Annotated in this window: 18 protein-coding genes and 2 pseudogenes; 16 read left to right on the forward strand and 4 right to left on the reverse strand. The window is 43.5% G+C overall.

The window, feature by feature from the left end:
* Nucleotides 1-212: 212 nt before the first annotated feature.
* The 5 genes and pseudogenes from AXI59_RS11545 (at nt 213) to AXI59_RS11565 (ending at nt 2,759) form a co-directional block, all read left to right on the forward strand.
* Nucleotides 213-481: pseudogene (locus AXI59_RS11545) on the forward strand (CD3324 family protein).
* A gap of 140 nt (nt 482-621) precedes the next feature.
* The gene (locus tag AXI59_RS11550; RefSeq protein WP_240491512.1) at nt 622-1,275 is read left to right on the forward strand and encodes a FusB/FusC family EF-G-binding protein; all 654 of its coding nucleotides are present in this window, start codon (nt 622-624) and stop codon (nt 1,273-1,275) included.
* A 170-nt stretch (nt 1,276-1,445) separates the two neighbouring features.
* A complete protein-coding gene (locus AXI59_RS11555; RefSeq protein ID WP_061528272.1) occupies nt 1,446-1,883 on the forward strand; it encodes a hypothetical protein in 438 nt (145 codons plus the stop codon).
* Nucleotides 1,874-2,131: a hypothetical protein gene (locus tag AXI59_RS11560; RefSeq protein WP_156476272.1), complete on the forward strand. Its 258-nt coding sequence runs from the start codon at nt 1,874-1,876 to the stop codon at nt 2,129-2,131. Before AXI59_RS11555 ends, AXI59_RS11560 begins: the two co-directional genes overlap by 10 nt.
* Nucleotides 2,132-2,138: 7 nt before the next feature.
* Nucleotides 2,139-2,759: a lytic polysaccharide monooxygenase auxiliary activity family 9 protein gene (locus AXI59_RS11565; protein WP_061528314.1), complete on the forward strand. Its 621-nt coding sequence runs from the start codon at nt 2,139-2,141 to the stop codon at nt 2,757-2,759.
* A gap of 533 nt (nt 2,760-3,292) precedes the next feature.
* Here the strand turns inward: AXI59_RS11565 and AXI59_RS11575 are convergent.
* Nucleotides 3,293-3,640, reverse strand: coding sequence for a BLB8/JUQZ-1 family protein (locus AXI59_RS11575; protein WP_061528275.1), 348 nt, complete (start codon nt 3,638-3,640; stop codon nt 3,293-3,295).
* A 488-nt stretch (nt 3,641-4,128) separates the two neighbouring features.
* On the opposite strand from AXI59_RS11575, the gene AXI59_RS20740 reads away from it, so the two are divergent.
* Nucleotides 4,129-4,401, forward strand: a complete 273-nt coding sequence (locus tag AXI59_RS20740; protein WP_156476273.1) for a hypothetical protein — start codon at nt 4,129-4,131, stop codon at nt 4,399-4,401.
* Between the two features lie 31 nt (nt 4,402-4,432).
* Here AXI59_RS20740 and AXI59_RS11585 read toward each other — a convergent pair whose 3' ends face one another.
* Complete coding sequence (locus AXI59_RS11585) at nt 4,433-4,858, reverse strand: SDR family NAD(P)-dependent oxidoreductase (RefSeq protein ID WP_061528277.1); 426 nt, start codon at nt 4,856-4,858, stop codon at nt 4,433-4,435.
* A 325-nt stretch (nt 4,859-5,183) separates the two neighbouring features.
* Between AXI59_RS11585 and AXI59_RS11590 the strand changes: the two are divergent.
* A pseudogene (locus AXI59_RS11590) lies at nt 5,184-6,334 on the forward strand (phytase).
* A 56-nt stretch (nt 6,335-6,390) separates the two neighbouring features.
* Here AXI59_RS11590 and AXI59_RS11595 read toward each other — a convergent pair.
* Both AXI59_RS11595 and AXI59_RS11600 read right to left on the reverse strand, forming a co-directional pair.
* Nucleotides 6,391-7,344 carry a CgeB family protein gene (locus tag AXI59_RS11595; RefSeq protein ID WP_061528278.1) on the reverse strand — a complete coding sequence of 318 codons (954 nt, stop codon included), beginning with the start codon at nt 7,342-7,344 and terminating at the stop codon, nt 6,391-6,393.
* A 6-nt stretch (nt 7,345-7,350) separates the two neighbouring features.
* Complete coding sequence (locus tag AXI59_RS11600) at nt 7,351-7,776, reverse strand: hypothetical protein (RefSeq protein ID WP_061528279.1); 426 nt, start codon at nt 7,774-7,776, stop codon at nt 7,351-7,353.
* A 205-nt stretch (nt 7,777-7,981) separates the two neighbouring features.
* Between AXI59_RS11600 and cgeC the strand changes: the two genes are divergently transcribed.
* The 9 genes from cgeC to ablB all read left to right on the forward strand — a co-directional run bounded on the left by cgeC (nt 7,982) and on the right by ablB (nt 15,576).
* The gene (gene cgeC / locus AXI59_RS11605; RefSeq protein WP_061521048.1) at nt 7,982-8,281 is read left to right on the forward strand and encodes a spore maturation protein CgeC; all 300 of its coding nucleotides are present in this window, start codon (nt 7,982-7,984) and stop codon (nt 8,279-8,281) included.
* Between the two features lie 66 nt (nt 8,282-8,347).
* Entirely contained in the window at nt 8,348-9,619 is a 1,272-nt protein-coding gene (locus AXI59_RS11610; protein WP_061528280.1) for a glycosyltransferase family 2 protein, read from the forward strand.
* Between the two features lie 38 nt (nt 9,620-9,657).
* Complete coding sequence (locus tag AXI59_RS20895; RefSeq protein WP_061528281.1) at nt 9,658-10,437, forward strand: GNAT family N-acetyltransferase; 780 nt, start codon at nt 9,658-9,660, stop codon at nt 10,435-10,437.
* Between the two features lie 78 nt (nt 10,438-10,515).
* Nucleotides 10,516-10,656 carry a YjcZ family sporulation protein gene (locus AXI59_RS20900; RefSeq protein ID WP_156476274.1) on the forward strand — a complete coding sequence of 47 codons (141 nt, stop codon included), beginning with the start codon at nt 10,516-10,518 and terminating at the stop codon, nt 10,654-10,656.
* A gap of 135 nt (nt 10,657-10,791) precedes the next feature.
* Entirely contained in the window at nt 10,792-12,123 is a 1,332-nt protein-coding gene (locus AXI59_RS11625) for an aspartate aminotransferase family protein (RefSeq protein ID WP_061528315.1), read from the forward strand.
* Between the two features lie 5 nt (nt 12,124-12,128).
* Nucleotides 12,129-12,818, forward strand: a complete 690-nt coding sequence (locus AXI59_RS11630; RefSeq protein ID WP_061521052.1) for a CoA transferase subunit A — start codon at nt 12,129-12,131, stop codon at nt 12,816-12,818.
* The gene (locus AXI59_RS11635) at nt 12,803-13,456 is read left to right on the forward strand and encodes a 3-oxoacid CoA-transferase subunit B (RefSeq protein ID WP_061528282.1); all 654 of its coding nucleotides are present in this window, start codon (nt 12,803-12,805) and stop codon (nt 13,454-13,456) included. Before AXI59_RS11630 ends, AXI59_RS11635 begins: the two co-directional genes overlap by 16 nt.
* 7 nt (nt 13,457-13,463) lie before the next feature.
* A complete protein-coding gene (locus AXI59_RS11640; RefSeq protein ID WP_156476278.1) occupies nt 13,464-14,771 on the forward strand; it encodes a peptidase in 1,308 nt (435 codons plus the stop codon).
* Complete coding sequence (gene ablB / locus AXI59_RS11645; RefSeq protein WP_061528316.1) at nt 14,749-15,576, forward strand: putative beta-lysine N-acetyltransferase; 828 nt, start codon at nt 14,749-14,751, stop codon at nt 15,574-15,576. Before AXI59_RS11640 ends, ablB begins: the two co-directional genes overlap by 23 nt.
* Nucleotides 15,577-15,598: the final 22 nt, after the last annotated feature.

Here is a 15,598-nt window from a genome sequence, read left to right on the forward strand (position 1 = left end):
ATTTCGCGCTATAATACAAATGAAAAGGGGGGTGAATACAGATGGAGAATCACTTAAGATTGTCTGGTACTTCTTCCACTCATGCAAAGCCTATTATTGGAAAGGCGATACTTTGCATGGGGCGAAACATTTAATTTTATCGCTGAACAAGCTTTTTCTAATATTTTGGCTTTGCACCTTATTTATCAAAATCAAAATAAGGAGCGGGCAAAATGAAATATATAAATGCAAACAAAGTTTTACCTGAAAAGCTGATCGTGGAAATTCAGAAGTATATTCAGGGGGAAACCCTTTCATTCCCAAGCTGGAAACGGAGTATCTGAAATGGGGAGCCTCAAGTGGCGGGAGACAGCTGCTTGATCGCCGCAATGCCGAAATTAGAAATTCCTTTATGAGTGGCAGCAGTATCCCGCAATTAGCTAAGGAATATTACCTTTCAACCGAAACCATTAAGAAAATTGTTTATTCACATAAAAAGTAGGTAAAAAGCACTGATGGAAATCCTTCATCAGTGTTTTTTTATGTAAAGAACGTTTCTAAGTCATTTTCTCCATTTTAGAAACTTGCTGCATTTTTTAAAATAAGGTAAGAAACGTCAGCGAAAAATGATAGGAGAGACATATGGTGACCGAAAAATTCATTAAAAATGAACATTTAAACTTTATAAAAAAACAGATTGCTTTGATAAAAGACAGCACCAAAAAGAATGTAGCTCCAACCGTTTTGGCCGCTGTGATCGACTTAGCCAATGCCAAAATCTTGGACCTCATTCCAAATGCAGCATTGGATCAACAAGAATTGCTGGATGTTTCCAGACTGAAAACAGATGACGATTATGAGAAATATATCCAGCGTCTTTCAGCCTTTTTGCAGCCCTTTCCAAAAATCACCGAGCAGCAGCTGAAAAAAATGTTTCCGAAGAATAAAAAATTAAAGCTGCCTGATTTATCAAAAATAGATCACAGCCAGCTGACCTATTTAAGCTGGAACGATCTTAGATCAAATAAAAAATTTATAATATATGAGCTGGATGGAAAAATGGCCGGCATTGAATGTAAATTTACACCGGCTAGCAAACATAATGTTTGTTCCTTTTGTAATTGCTTTGGCCAGGTTGTCTATTTTTCCACGGTAACCAAAGCGAAAAAATCTAGAAATCCGGATTATTACAAGGCCATCGGAAATCTGATTTGCGCCGATAGCAGCGAATGCAACAAAAAAATAACCAATGTCGAATATTTAACAACTTTTCTAAAAGACTCACTGGGAATGTGACTTTTTTTAAAACTTCGCACCAACTCTAAAAGTTGCCTATGAAAATTATAAATAAAACTTGACTTAAAACCGTGGGCATCAATCATATCAGAATGCCTGCGTTTTTTTATGTGATCTATGAAAGAGTTTCATCTTTATATATAGTATAATTTGGAAAAGGGGGAGTGGATATGAAGAAAATTGTTTTGAGTGCAGCTGCTGTTGTATTGGTGTGGATTTTGAGCATCGGGGATGTATCAGCGAAGATTACAAAAGATGAGCAGAAGGTAAGCATTCAAATGACAGAAAATGAAACCGGGTTCTTCATGTCTGATGACACGAATCTTCATTATTGGCCAACTAAGCTGGGCTACAGGTTTACCATTTACAATGCTGAAGGCTGCACATTGAATTTTAAATTGCAGAGAATTACTTTGGCTGGATTTGCTTTTACCCTTAGCGAGAAGAATTTCACCGATAACCATTTAAATCTAAGTGCAGCAGACCAGGTGAAAGCCGATGCGAACAGAAATCATTTTTTAGAGATCACTAAAGGGGCAGGCTGCGGAGACGTTTGGATAAAAGGCTTTTATGGGTTTGAGCATGATGAACCGGATGAATGGCAGTAATGGTGCTATCAGTCAAAGCATACCCTCGGCCTTTTTTAGCGAAAACCGCCAAAATGGATTGTGAATATTTTGAGGTGAACGACTGCCTGAAAGTCAAAATTAACGATTCAGTCCGAGCTATTGACTATCCCGGACTGAAAACTCAAGAAATTTTTGAATTTTACAACATCAAAGATGAAGAAGGAAATTACACCACATGTAATGAATTATATAATAAGAAAGCAAAAAATCTTACAAAGGGAGGATGATTTGGTAATGAAAAAATTTATCAAAGGCGCTATTCTAACGGCTGCTCTGGGTGTTGGTGCTACTTTTTTTGCAAGTGATGCCTCTGCACACGGGTACATAAAAGAACCCGCTAGCAGAGCATACATGGGATCATTAGAAAAACAAATCATTGGCTGGTCGGCAGCTGCACAAAAATATGGTTCCGTAATTGATAATCCTCAATCGGTAGAAGGTCCAAAAGGGTTTCCGGCCGCTGGTCCGCCAGATGGCAAAATTGCATCGGCAAATGGAGGTTCCGGTCAAATTGATTTTGGATTAGACAGGCAGACCGCAGATTATTGGGCAAAACAAGACTTGCGCGGGGGTCTGAATACCTTTACTTGGCACTATACTGCTCCTCACGCAACATCAAAGTGGCACTATTATATAACCAAGAAAAATTGGAATCCCAATAAACCTTTAACAAGAGATGAGTTTGAATTAATTGGAACTGTCAATCACGATGGTTCGAAGGCTGATACTAATCTTTCCCATAAGATTTTCGTACCGACTGATCGCAGCGGTTATCATGTCATTCTAGGCGTGTGGGACGTTGCGGACACCTCGAATGCCTTTTATAACGTAATTGATGTAAACTTAAAACAATGACGTTGAACCTCGATTCATCCAACAAACGTAATGGCAACTACTTTAGAATTAAATGGAATGCTGTGAAGTGATTCTATAGAGGAGCTATTCTGATCGGTCAGATGTTCGCGCATCTGCCGATTTTTTTATATCTTAAAAGAAGTGTATATTCAATCCATACTTATTATTTAAAAGTATTGATGTTATCGGTATGCAGCAGTTATGAACAAGGGGACAAATGTAAAATAGCCAAAACGATCTATGGTATCGGCATCATTCACTACTGGGAAGAGGCTGAGAATGATAGTGCGTTTTAATGCAGACGGGGCTACGAAAAATGGCGGGTAAAAGAATTAAAATTAAAGAAACTGAAAAAGAAGAAAAATGATCGAAGCAGTCATAGCTGCAAAAAGCATTATAAGCATGGTGCTCGTTACAGTCATAGCCATTAAAGGAATAATGAGGAGAATTAAAACTGAATCATAAATAAGAGCCTCTTTCTTCAGAGGCTCTTATTCGATTTTATTATAGAATAAAAAGAAGTGAATTTATGATCACCGAGCTTCAACAGTGATTTTAAAAATAACATAATTATCATTTACATCATATGCATATACCAAAGCAGTACCAAGTGAAGAGTGGGACGACACTACTCCATTGGGACTAATGCTTATAAGATTGCTTCCAGATACTATTTCCCAGCGCTTATAACCATTTAATAAGGAGACATTAGAGTTTCTTAGCATATGATAGTCAACTGTTGTTATAGGACTGCCTAGCGGAACAACTTGATCAGACCTTACCGTTTCCTTCGCAGATGCGTGTGCTGCAAACGTCGGAAGAGCCAATGCTGAAATTGATAAAGCAGAAACAATCAATAATCCTTTGTAAAACTTTTTCATAAGAATTACCCCCTAGGTTTTGATTGTAGTACAACGTAAGTATAGCATGTTAAATATTTGAAAAATGAGGATGATTTGTGAATGTATTTATTGGAATTTTTCTTATATTGAAAGTTAATGTAAAAGGGGATATGTTTCAGAAAGTAATGGATTTGAGCAGTGCTTTAGTTGCTGGCACTGCGTAATGATTGATGATAAAAACAGAAGGGCTTAAGAATGGTCAAGTTAATATTGGATCAAAAGGAGTAAGAGGTACATAAAAGTAGGGGAAGATTCCCTAATCCCAAATTAACGTTTAACATTATCTGATGTTTCGAATATGACAGAATTACCTATCGACAAATTACATCTGGTTTTTTCCAAAACAACATAATGCTATGGTTATAAAAACAATTGCTATAAGAATAGCAAATGTAATATGTGGAAAGTCAATGGGGAAAGGTTAAGAATTGGGAAAAAGGCGCAGCAAAATGCCGCCCCTGGATGTAATGAATGAAATTGACCGCTTATGCGATGATTTGATGAAAGAAAAGTCAAGAGACAATCATATCCCTGCATATAATACTCCTGTGCAAACGGGGGTTGATGTGATGCCTTCAGGGGAGTATGAAGAATTCAAGAAGAAGACCGTAACAGTCGTCCAAAGGAGAAATTATTCAATCAGGTTTATTGAGCAGACATACGGAAGTGAAAATGAAGGAGTGTTTTATCAAGAAATAGCACAGTTATTATTTGAAAGGGCTCTGAAGAAATCAGAATAGCCCTTTCTTTTTTTGTTTTATCGTTAGTATCCTAAAAAACGGCTTTATCGGTACTGATATTAATCACATGCGTCACCTCTTGCAGCAAAGCAGCTTCTGCGACATTTTGTCCGCCGATAAGGTTGGTTTGAATGGCTTCAAACGGGTTATCCTCACAAGTCGGAACCTGCTTCAGCGCAGCGGCGTGAAAGACAATATCAACACCTTTCATCACTTGGTTTACTCTTCTGTAGTCACGGACATCCCCAAGCACGAATGACAGTCTTTTTTCTTCAGCGTATTTTTGCTTCATCACATATTGTTTGCTGTCATCTTTGCTGAACACAATGACTTCTTTAGGTGTTAAGAGCAAAAGGCGTTTAACAATTTGGCTTCCGATCGATCCTGTCCCGCCCGTGACGAGGACAGTTTTATCGTGAAAAAAGGGTTTTAGCTCTACTGCTTGCTGTTTAGGCATGGCTTATCCTCCAACTCTCGTTTCTCTACTATGCATCATATGTTGAACAATTTCGGCGAGTTAATGAAAGCAACCAATAAATCATAAATTAGAGAAAATCATGATTCTGATGCGCTTACATTTTGTCCCAATCGGTTTAATAGATCAGTTCATTTTAACTAACGAAACAATGTACTAAATATTCAAAGGGGTGTATGGCCCCGCCCCTTTTTCTCCGTGTAAACACATTTCCTCACGTTCAGACATTCTTCACAAAACTTTTACACTGGAGATTCTGTATGTATTTTACAATTAAAGTGTACGTTACTTAAAGGAGGAATCAAACATGATCCATTCAAAAACATTTCTCTTAACTGCGGCAGCAGGGCTCATGCTCACATGCGGCGCGGTTTCATCGCAAGCCAACATAAGCTGTCCGATCCGTATCATTTTACGGTGACCGCGGCGGGGGAAACAGAACCGGTTGACACAGCCGGAGACGCGGCCGATGATCCGTCGATCTGGCTTGATCCGAAACATCCTGAAAACAGCAAATGGATTACAACCAATAAAAAATCAGGCTTAGTCGTTTATAATCTCGACGGAAAGATGCTTCATTCCTTTAACACCGGCAAGCTGAACAATGTCGATATTCGGTATGATTTTCCGTTAAACGGAAAAAAAGTTGATATTGCGGCTGCGTCCAATCGGTCTGAAGGAAAACATTCAATCGACGTATATGCCATTGACGGAAAAAAAGGAACATTAAAAAGCATTACAGATCCAGAGCATCCGATTGCAACAACAATAGATGAGGTATACAGCTTTACCCTGTACCACAGTCAAAAAACAGGTAAATTCTATGCATTAGTGACGGGGAAACAGGGCGAGTTTGAACAATATGAATTGACGGAAGGCAAAAAAGGGTATGTCACGGGTAAAAAAGTCCGGGAGTTTAAAATGGATTCTCAGACGGAAGGAATGGCGGCAGACGACGAATACGGGAACCTTTACATTGCGGAGGAAGACACGGCCATTTGGAAATTCAGCGCTGAGCCGGACGGAGGCAGTAAAGGAACGATCATCGACCGTGCCGACGGCAAGCATTTAACCGCTGATATAGAAGGGCTGACTATTTACTATGCTGCTGACGGAAAAGGTTATCTTATGGCATCAAGCCAGGGAAGTAACAGTTACACGATTTATGATAGACAAGGGCATCATAAATACATTGCGGATTTTCGCATAACAGACGGGCCGAAAACTGACGGAACAAGTGATACAGACGGGATCGACGTACTTGGTTTTGGACTGGGGCCTAAATACCCGTTCGGTCTTTTTATCGCGCAGGACGGGGAAAATATCGATAACGGGCAAAAGGCCAATCAAAACTTTAAAATGGTACCGTGGGAAAGGATTGCAAGCAACATCGGCTTCCATCCGCAGGTGAATCAGCAAGTTGATCCGAGAAAGCTTACGGACAGAAGCGGAAAATAAGACAAATGAAAAAAGCAGCTTTATGTCAAGCTGCTTTTTTATACGAGGAAAGTTCTCTAAGAAAGCTTCGAGCGGATAGCCGCAAGCACTGCCGGGAGCTGATCATACGTATAAGCAGGTACCGTTTCTTGATAATTAAGCGCCGCTATTTGTTTACGGTCGTGCGGGTGTGTCATATAGTAAACCGTCTTTTCCTTAAATTCTGTAAGCGAGATGTAAGAAACAAAGGATGAAAAAGGGGGTACGGCAGGAAGGTCAGTCAGCTGAAATGCTTCACAAGCCGCAATGTCTAAGCTGCGGGTATTTAAACTGATATTTTGAATGCCCCGCTCATTTTTATTGAGCGCAAATCGATAAGAACGGTGCGGGTTCAGGACCAAATCTGCGCTGTTATAAAATTTTGCGGCCGGCTCCGGTTCAATCCATTCATCCGTTATGATCACGTTTTGCTGTTTGGCGATTTTTTTAGGCAGATGTTTACGCCATCCCTTGCCGATTAAACGAAGCGTATACGGAAGCTTCGCCGCCTCCTTCACCAGCTTCACACGATTCGGATAAGGATATCCGATCAGCAGCAGATTTACGTGAAGGGATGCATCAGCCGCTTGTTTTTTAAAGATCCGCTGATTGACGGGAATGGGAACATAATACACATGCTGTAAGCCCATTTGCCGATAGACATCGAGAGCATTTTGATCAATGGTCAAAACAGCATCGGCAAGCGGTGCGATCTTTACGCTGACATCGAAATAAAAAGGATCCTCTGTCAGCCACACATAAATGGGGATACGTTCTGCCCTCAGCCATGCGAGCCATTCGGTCGGAATTCTGTCACCCGCCATCATAAAAGCAAAATCCGGCTTGAATGCCCGAATGCTGCGGATGGAATCTGCATGAAGTTCAGAAACAGAAAAAAGATGGATGGAAGACTGTAAAAAGCCTTCCTCGATACAGCGGTCATAATACGTGTAAATCCCTTTATATCCCGAAAGGATATATAAAACGTTCATATTCTGTTACGTAGTGAAAGTGACACTTTCGACTTTATCGACATCAAGCAATGTTGTTGAAGATCCTGCCGGTGTCACTGAATTTTCCTGTGTGACAAAAACGATTCCGTGAACTTCATCAAAAGCTACGAATTGAACTGGACCGATCATGTCGCCTGAATCCATTACGATGCTGATGACAGTGCCCGGCGCAATTCTCGCGAAAATCCATCTGGCTGCTAATGAAATACCGCTGCCTAGAACGGATTGACTGCTGAGGCTGTCTTCGGCAGCTGATTCATCCACTTTTCTGTCAACTGCTGCTTCTAATAAATCTTTAATTTTGTTTTCCACGTTATCTCCTCCATCTGTGCCGTTAGCGCCGTTATTAAATAAAGGGTTCAAAAGGGTTTTAATCAGTTCCTTTTTGAGCTGTAAGCGATCATCGCTCATGTTGACATACACCTCCTTTTTTTCAACCTCACGTTTATTCATATTCGGTATTTGTCTGATTGGTATAAGTCGAATGCCGCTTTGCCGTTATTTTTTCTTATTTAGTGAAACTGCTGAAATTTCGAATCAGCCTTTGGTTGCCTATGCGGATTGTGAAAGGGCTACATACGTTGTATAGATTGAAAAATGAAGGAGAGGAATTGTGTTGGATTCAGAAGAAACTGTGAATCATGAGGAGGTTCAACAGGAATTTAATCTCGTACTGCTTCTGCTTCTTTTATTATCTCGACAGCAATCCGGGGACCATTCTGCATTGCGGCGGCAGCTGGTGATGTCAAAAGAGCTCGGTATTCCTGTGTCACGGGTCAATCTGATCAATGGCAGCACCCTGCAAAACGTGATTGTAAAAGAAGTGCTGTCAGATTTGGCTGTTTTTCAAAATCCGCTTAATAATACAAGATCGAATGTAGCGATTTCAAGCATTGTCAGCTGGGGTGCATTTTAATAACAATTCATCAGGCTCTGTCTCATTCGGAGCCGTTTTTCACGTTAATAAGGAGGAGGCTTTAGGGTGGAGAAAAAGGTCTCAATCATTTTAACGAGTTATAATAAGCCCGAACTCATTAAAAAGGCAATTGAAAGTGTCATGAAGCAGACCTGCAAGAATTGGGAGCTTTTTTTAATGGATGATCATTCAAATGAAGAAACCTCAGAAGCTATCAGCCCGTATATAAAAGATCACCGCATTCATTATTATAATAGCTTTATTCAGCCTGCCGAACGGTTAAAATCAACCCGTTATGCCGTATTAATTAATTATGCGCTTTCCTGCGCCGCGGGGGAATACGTAACCTATCTTACGGATGACACCGAGTATCATCCGAACAGGCTCAGCCGTATGGCGGAAACCCTTGACAACAATCCCGATTATGATGTCGTATATTCGAGTCAAAAGGTTGTTCATGTAAATGAGTGCGGAGCAGAACAATTTCATTTTTACCGTTTTGCCGATCGTGTGCTTGATCAAGCGGCTTTTCAGGTTGATCACTGTTCTGTCATGCATCGCCGTTCATTGCTCGGCCGGATCAAAGAGATGTTCGGAAGTTTTTGGGACGAAGATGTCATGCATTGGAATCACGGGGACTCAATTTTTTGGAGCAGGCTAAACACATTTTCCCCATTTTTGCCGATAAAAGAAGTGTTAGATACTACTTATAAAACGCCGCATTCATTTCAGAACACGTACCAATCGCTTCCGGCTGTATTAATTGACGGAACATTTGTAAAAGGAACTGATCAAAAGGTGTATCAGCTTGACCAAAACAAACGGCGTCCCGTCAAGGAGCAGTGGAGCCCGGTATATAGAGGGAAAACCGTCATCATTCCAGATCCGTTTTTATTCCAATATGAGGAGGGGAGCTGCAGTAACATTCCGAATTATCAGCTTGTTCAGAATTGTCATGCCGTCTACTATATCGAAGGAGGGGCAAAAAGGCTGATTGAAAACCGGGCATTACGCTTTTACCAGTTTAAACGGCATGACATCGTGCCTCTGAAGCAAGAAGAATTATATGCGCTGCCGGACGGTCCGCCGATCAGCTGGGAGAGATCAGGCCGAATTGATCACCCGCCGGGGAGAATTTTATTTTTTATCGAACGGGAGCTGTATTTATATGTGCAGGGCGTTCTCCATCCGATCAGCGGTGATGTGGTCAAGCGTTTTTTTATCAAACAGAAGCCGGTGTCCACTTCTTTTCAAAAGATTAAACATTTACCAATTGGAAACCCGATTCATCCGGTGTACGATGAAATTATAAGAAATCTCAATATAACAAAGGATTGAGATATGCAGTTGGATGTGTAAGGAAAAGGAGAGCTTTCATGACCGATCAATTTGCTAAAACCGAAAAACAATATATAGAGCTGACTTCCGGCGTTCAAAGGTTTGACCATTACAGTGTATATGCTGATCCTTTGCTGCCGCAGATTTTTTCGCATAACTTTGTTCAGCTCCACCATACATTTCCGTTAGACAGCCTGCTTCCGTTTTTTCCGTCCGTTCCAAATATGCTTCAGACCAATTATATTCACGTTAAAGCATCACCGCTGCATACATTTCCGCTTATTTTAAAACAAACATTAGTGAAACAGGGCTTTGTAGTGGAGGATGAGCTGTTTTTTGCAAGAGGGCTGGAGGATTGGAAGCAGCAGGCCGGACATCCGCTTGCTGCCTGGGGAACGGAAAAAAGCCTCGCCGACGGATCATCTATAATGAACATTTATGACGCGCTTTACATTGGCGAGGCGGCAGCCGAGCAAAAGCTGCAGCGGAAATATCCTTTATATAAAAATGGAACGATTATGCTTGTCGTTTGCTACAGTGACGCCTCGCGAACCATTCCGATTGGCTGCGGAGAGCTTTTCATGAACAAAGAAGAAAAAACCGCCAAAATTGAAGAAGTTGCTATTTTGGATCAATTTCAAAGAAAGGGCTACGGGAAAATATTGATGAGTGAAATGATGGCTGCGGCCAAGCTGAACGGTATGGAAACCGTTTATCTCGTCGCCTCAGGTATGGACGGTGTAAATGGTTTTTATGAAAAACTCGGCTTCAAACGGTTCCGGAGGATGCACACGATTTTTCATTATTTTCTTACATAACTGGGCATTCGCATAAACCAATTGGGACTTGGCCCGCATACAATGACGTATATCGTAAGAAGAAAGGATGATTTTCGTATGTGCGGATACGGATATGGTGGTTATGGTTACGGCGGCGGTTATGGCTACGGAGGATTTGGCTGCGGCACAAATACGTTTGTGCTGATTGTGGTATTGTTTATCTTATTAATTATCGTTGGCGCAGCTTTTATTTGTTAGTCTGATATAGGAAATTGAAAAAGCCTTCCTGCAAAGGGAGGCTTTTTTCTATGAAAAAAACTTTTCCGGAGGATAAGAATGCCGTTATTCATCTGTTCATACAATGAAGCAAATGGGTTTTTTGAGGTGGAATATATGGGGAGCTATTTAATCAAACCTGAGCTTGATGCGGTCTATCCGATTGTCAGCTATGGAAAGGGATCATATTTGTATGATCAGGAGGGGAACAAGTATCTTGACGGATCATCCGGTGCGGTGACTTGTAATATCGGCCACGGGGTGGATGACGTTACGGATTCTTTAAAAGAGCAGCTTGATTCTGTGTCTTTCGTGTATCGCTCGCAGTTTTCCAGTAAACCTGCCGAGGATCTGGCTTCATTTTTGGCCGATCATCTCCCGGGCCGGCTGAATTGGTCATTTTTTGTGAACAGCGGGTCAGAGGCGGTCGAAACGGCGATGAAAATTGCTATTCAATATTGGCAGGAAAAAGGCCAATATCAAAAATCCGTCTTTTTATCAAGATGGAGCAGTTACCACGGTATAACTTTGGGAGCGCTTTCATTATCTGGTTTTTATGAACGGAGATACCGTTTTACTCAATTAATCGAACGGTTTCCTGCTGTTTCAGCACCTAATCTGTATCGTTCTGAGCTGCAGGGAGAGGAATTTGTGCAGGCTGCTGCCGAGGAACTGGAAACGGCCATTAAACGCCTCGGCGGTTCATTTATCGCGGGTTTTGTAGCAGAGCCGATTATAGGAGCTGCCGGCGCGGCAATTACGCCGCCGACTGGGTATTATGAGGCGCTGCAGGACGTATGCCGGCGGCATCAGGTATTGTTTATCGCTGATGAGGTCATGACAGGGCTTGGGAGAACAGGCCGAATGCTTGCTTCGGAGCATTGGGGCATCGTGCCTGACATTGCTGTGCTCGGAAAGGGTTTAAGCGCCGGCTACGCACCGATCGCAGCAGCCGTTGTGTCTGATGACATCATTGAAACCATAAAGCGGGGCTCAGGTGTGATTATGAGCGGCCATACGTACAGCGCCAACCCGTATTGTGCAAGAGCGGCGCTTGAAGTGCTGCGGTACGTCGAGAAACATAATCTGCTTCGGCAATCAGAGGAAAAAGGCGCGGTGCTTTTGCGGAAGTTAGAAAACGTGATGGAGCAAAGCCCGATAATCGGAGATGTCCGCGGGAAAGGCCTACTGTTAGGGGTTGAGTTTGTCAAGGATAAATCATCGAAGGAGGTTTTCCAAAAGAACCGGTCACTTACAGAAAACATCATTAAGGAAGCAAAAAAACGGGGGCTGCTCATTTATCCCGCCAAGCCCGGGATTGACAGCGGCGAAGGGGATGCCGTTATCATCGCTCCTCCGTTTACCATTTCACATGCTGAGCTGGAAGAATTGACGGACAAATTTTCACAAGCCGTAAAACAAGTTGAAAAAATGATGAAGAGGGATTGAGCTGAATGTCTATTTTTAATAAAACGGTCGATCTTGATGCCGCAATTGCCGATGTTCATGACGAATCTGTCCTTATGTTCGGCGGCTTCGGGGGAGTCGGTTCACCTCCGTCACTGATTGAAGCGATATTGGAAAGCGGGGTCAAAGAGCTGACTGTCATCTGCAATGATGCCGGATTTCCGGAAATCGGAATCGGCCCGCTCATCGTTCATAAGCGGGTGAAAAGGCTGATCGCTTCCCATATCGGCTCAAACCCTGTTGCTGGTAAACAAATGACCGATGGAATGCTGGAAGTGGAATTTTCTCCTCAAGGGACGCTTGCCGAACGGATTCGGGCAGGGGGCGCGGGACTCGGCGGTATATTAACTGATATCGGGATTGATAACAAAACCGTCTGCGAAAACAAAGACACTGTTATGCTGGATGGCAGGCCATATTTAATTGAAAAAGCGCTGAAAGCTGACTTTGCCTTTGTTTCGGCACACGTCGCTGATGAATTCGGAAACCTGACATATGACAAAACCGCGCGAAATATGAATCCGCTGATGGCGGCTGCTGCAAAAAGAACATTCGCCGAGGCCGTTACGATTGTTCCGACCGGCGAACTTGACAGCGAGCATATTGTAACGCCGGGCGTTTTTGTAGAAGGTGTCGTGCAAAGTGAAGGAGTGAAGTGGAAATGGGCTTGGGAATAGAGGAAAGAGAACAGATCGCAAGGCGGGCCGCCCGTGAGGTTGCCTCTGGCATGATCGTCAATCTGGGCATCGGCATTCCCTCCTTGGTTCCGAATTTTCTGCCGGCGGACACAGAGGTGATGCTGCAGGCTGAAAACGGCGTGCTCGGAATAGGCGGAAGCCCTGAGAGGGGAAAAGAGGATGAATTATTGTGCAATGCCGCCGGCTACCCTGTCAGTGCGGTGAAGGGGGCCTCTTATTTTGATTCGGGGCTGTCTTTTGCCATGATCAGGAAAGGCTTGATTGACATCACGATTTTAGGCGCATTGCAGGTAAGCCGAACGGGCGATCTTGCCAATTGGCTCGTTCCCGGGAAGAAAGTGCCCGGAATGGGCGGAGCGATGGAGCTTGCCCAAGGTGCAAAAAAAGTGGTTGTCGTCATGAGCCATACTGATCAAAAGAGCCGGCCAAAATTAGTCGACAGCTGTTCACTGCCGCTTACGGCGGCGGGCTGTGTGGATCTCATTATTACGGAGAAGGCCGTGCTCAGCATAGAAGACGGAAAGTTTGTCTTAAAAGAGCTGTTGAATGACTCGGCAATAGAAGATGTGATACGCACGACGGATGCCGAAGTGATTTTAGATGAATATTTTTCTTAGAGGAGGCCTGTGCATGGATCAATTGGAAAAGCAAGTCACTGAGTGGGCGGAGGAAAATGAAGGGAAAGCGGTGCGCCTGCTTAAACGGCTGATAGGGGAAAAAAGCACGTATCAGAAAGAATTTACCGCTCAGGCTGTTGTTTTAGAAAAGCTAAGGCAGTTTGACATGGCTATTGATGTATGGGAGCCGAGTGTAAAACAATTAAAAGAGCATCCCTATTTTATATCGGACCGGGAGGACTTTAATGAAAGCCCGAATATCGTTGCCGTAAAAAAGGGAGCAGGCGGAGGAAGATCGCTGATACTGAACGGACATATCGACGTCGTGCCGGAAGGAAATCCCGCTGCATGGACGTATGAGCCGTTTCTGGCTGTCGAAAAAGACGGGAAAATATACGGCCGCGGTTCAACGGATATGAAAGGAGGCAATACAGCCCTGCTGTTTGCGTTAGAGGCGCTTGACGCTTGCGGGATTACATTAAAAGGAGATGTCTTGTTTCAAAGTGTTGTAGATGAAGAGTGCGGCGGAGCCGGGACATTATCGGCGGTAATGAGAGGCTACAAGGCTGACGGGGCACTCATTCCCGAACCGACTAATTTAAAGCTGTTTGTGAAGCAGCAAGGGTCTATGTGGTTCCGCATTACAGTCAGAGGATTGTCCGCCCACGGCGGCACCCGCTATGAAGGGGTGAGCGCCATTGAAAAAAGCCTGCACGTCATCACAGCACTGAAAGAGCTGGAAAATGTACGCAACGCCCGGATTAAGGACCCGCTTTATCAGGACGTTCCGATTCCCGTTCCGATTAATATCGGCACCGTTCACGGCGGCTCATGGCCGTCTTCGGTCGCAGACCGGGTCACAATTGAAGGCAGATGCGGCATAGCTCCGAATGAAAAGCCTGAGGACGTTAAGGAGGAACTCACAAATTGGCTGAAAGACTTAGTATATCAGGATGAATGGTTTAAACACCATCCGGTTGAAACTGAATGGTTTGGCGCCCAGTGGCTGCCGAATGACCTGAAAGACGGGCATCCGTTAATTTCCTCCCTGGAATCCTCATATGAAAAAATTAAGGAGGCAAAACCTGTTCATGAAGCTTCTCCGTGGGGAACGGACGGAGGACTCCTGCATCATGCCGGTCAAACGCCGGTCATTGTCTTTGGGCCGGGGGAAGTCAAAGCGGCCCATCAGGCAAATGAATACATTGAAATCAGGGCATTAATCGATGCCGCAAAAATCATTTCTCTCTTTATCATGGAATGGTGCGGTATTGCAGAGGGGGGTGAACCTGCTGACAAAGGAATTGAAGGGTGAAGGCGTATTCGCCGAGATAGACGCTGATCGTTTTAATGAACGGATCAGAGTCATTCGCTATGAAGGAAACATAACGGAGCTTGTGCCGGCTGTTTTAGCAGAAGCAGAAAAAGAGGGCGCCCAAAAGGTGATTGTTTTTGCCAAGCGGCGTGATGAGCCGGAGCTTTTCAAGCGCCTGTTTGTCACCGAGGGTGTCATAGACGGATACTACATGGGGCGAGAGGCCGCCGTGATGGTCCGGTATCTTGCAGAAAAACGGAGACAGACAGATTCATATTTAAAAGAAGATGAGATTGTGGACAGATTATATGAAAAACCGCCGCGAGGAATGAATCAAACAGAAACAGCGCTGACGCTCAGAAAAGCGGAAGCAAAAGATGCAAGCCAATTGTCGCTCTTATATCAAAAAGTTTTTCTCACCTACCCGACGCCGGTTTTTGACCCTTCATATATTGAGAAGACGATGAAAGAAAATACAGTTTATTATGCCGTGTTTGATGAGGATCGCCTCATCGGCGCGGCAAGCGCAGATATCAATCCTTTATTAGGGCACGCAGAAATGACGGATTGCGCAGTTCTTTCAGTTTTCAGGGGGAATTCCGTAACCGCCCGCCTGTTTGAAGCATTAGAGCAGGAACTCGCCGGAAGAGGAATATTTCACCTTTTCTCTCTCTCCCGAGCGTTGTCCTATGGGATGAATGCTGTGCTGTATCAAGCGAAATACAGCTACAGAGGCAGGCTTGTGAATAACTGCCGGATTTCTGAGGGGCTGGAAAATATGAATGTATGGTGCAAAACATTATAAGCTGAGAGCTTACCCACAAGGA

This window comes from Bacillus nakamurai (genome assembly GCF_001584325.1).
GTDB lineage: Bacteria > Bacillota > Bacilli > Bacillales > Bacillaceae > Bacillus > Bacillus nakamurai.

What these genes read in the sequence shown, in the direction of transcription:
- AXI59_RS20900 (WP_156476274.1), top strand. Translation starts at nt 10,516, where the DNA reads ATGTGCGGATACGGATATGGTGGTTATGGTTACGGCGGCGGTTATGGC.
- AXI59_RS11560 (WP_156476272.1), top strand. Translation starts at nt 1,874, where the DNA reads ATGGCAGTAATGGTGCTATCAGTCAAAGCATACCCTCGGCCTTTTTTA.
- AXI59_RS20895 (WP_061528281.1), top strand. Translation starts at nt 9,658, where the DNA reads ATGACCGATCAATTTGCTAAAACCGAAAAACAATATATAGAGCTGACT.
- AXI59_RS11565 (WP_061528314.1), top strand. Translation starts at nt 2,139, where the DNA reads ATGAAAAAATTTATCAAAGGCGCTATTCTAACGGCTGCTCTGGGTGTT.
- AXI59_RS11585 (WP_061528277.1), bottom strand. Translation starts at nt 4,858, where the DNA reads ATGCCTAAACAGCAAGCAGTAGAGCTAAAACCCTTTTTTCACGATAAA.
- AXI59_RS11630 (WP_061521052.1), top strand. Translation starts at nt 12,129, where the DNA reads ATGTCTATTTTTAATAAAACGGTCGATCTTGATGCCGCAATTGCCGAT.
- AXI59_RS11595 (WP_061528278.1), bottom strand. Translation starts at nt 7,344, where the DNA reads ATGAACGTTTTATATATCCTTTCGGGATATAAAGGGATTTACACGTAT.
- AXI59_RS11600 (WP_061528279.1), bottom strand. Translation starts at nt 7,776, where the DNA reads ATGAGCGATGATCGCTTACAGCTCAAAAAGGAACTGATTAAAACCCTT.
- AXI59_RS11625 (WP_061528315.1), top strand. Translation starts at nt 10,792, where the DNA reads ATGGGGAGCTATTTAATCAAACCTGAGCTTGATGCGGTCTATCCGATT.
- AXI59_RS11575 (WP_061528275.1), bottom strand. Translation starts at nt 3,640, where the DNA reads ATGAAAAAGTTTTACAAAGGATTATTGATTGTTTCTGCTTTATCAATT.
- AXI59_RS11555 (WP_061528272.1), top strand. Translation starts at nt 1,446, where the DNA reads ATGAAGAAAATTGTTTTGAGTGCAGCTGCTGTTGTATTGGTGTGGATT.
- AXI59_RS11550 (WP_240491512.1), top strand. Translation starts at nt 622, where the DNA reads ATGGTGACCGAAAAATTCATTAAAAATGAACATTTAAACTTTATAAAA.
- AXI59_RS11635 (WP_061528282.1), top strand. Translation starts at nt 12,803, where the DNA reads ATGGGCTTGGGAATAGAGGAAAGAGAACAGATCGCAAGGCGGGCCGCC.
- AXI59_RS20740 (WP_156476273.1), top strand. Translation starts at nt 4,129, where the DNA reads ATGAATGAAATTGACCGCTTATGCGATGATTTGATGAAAGAAAAGTCA.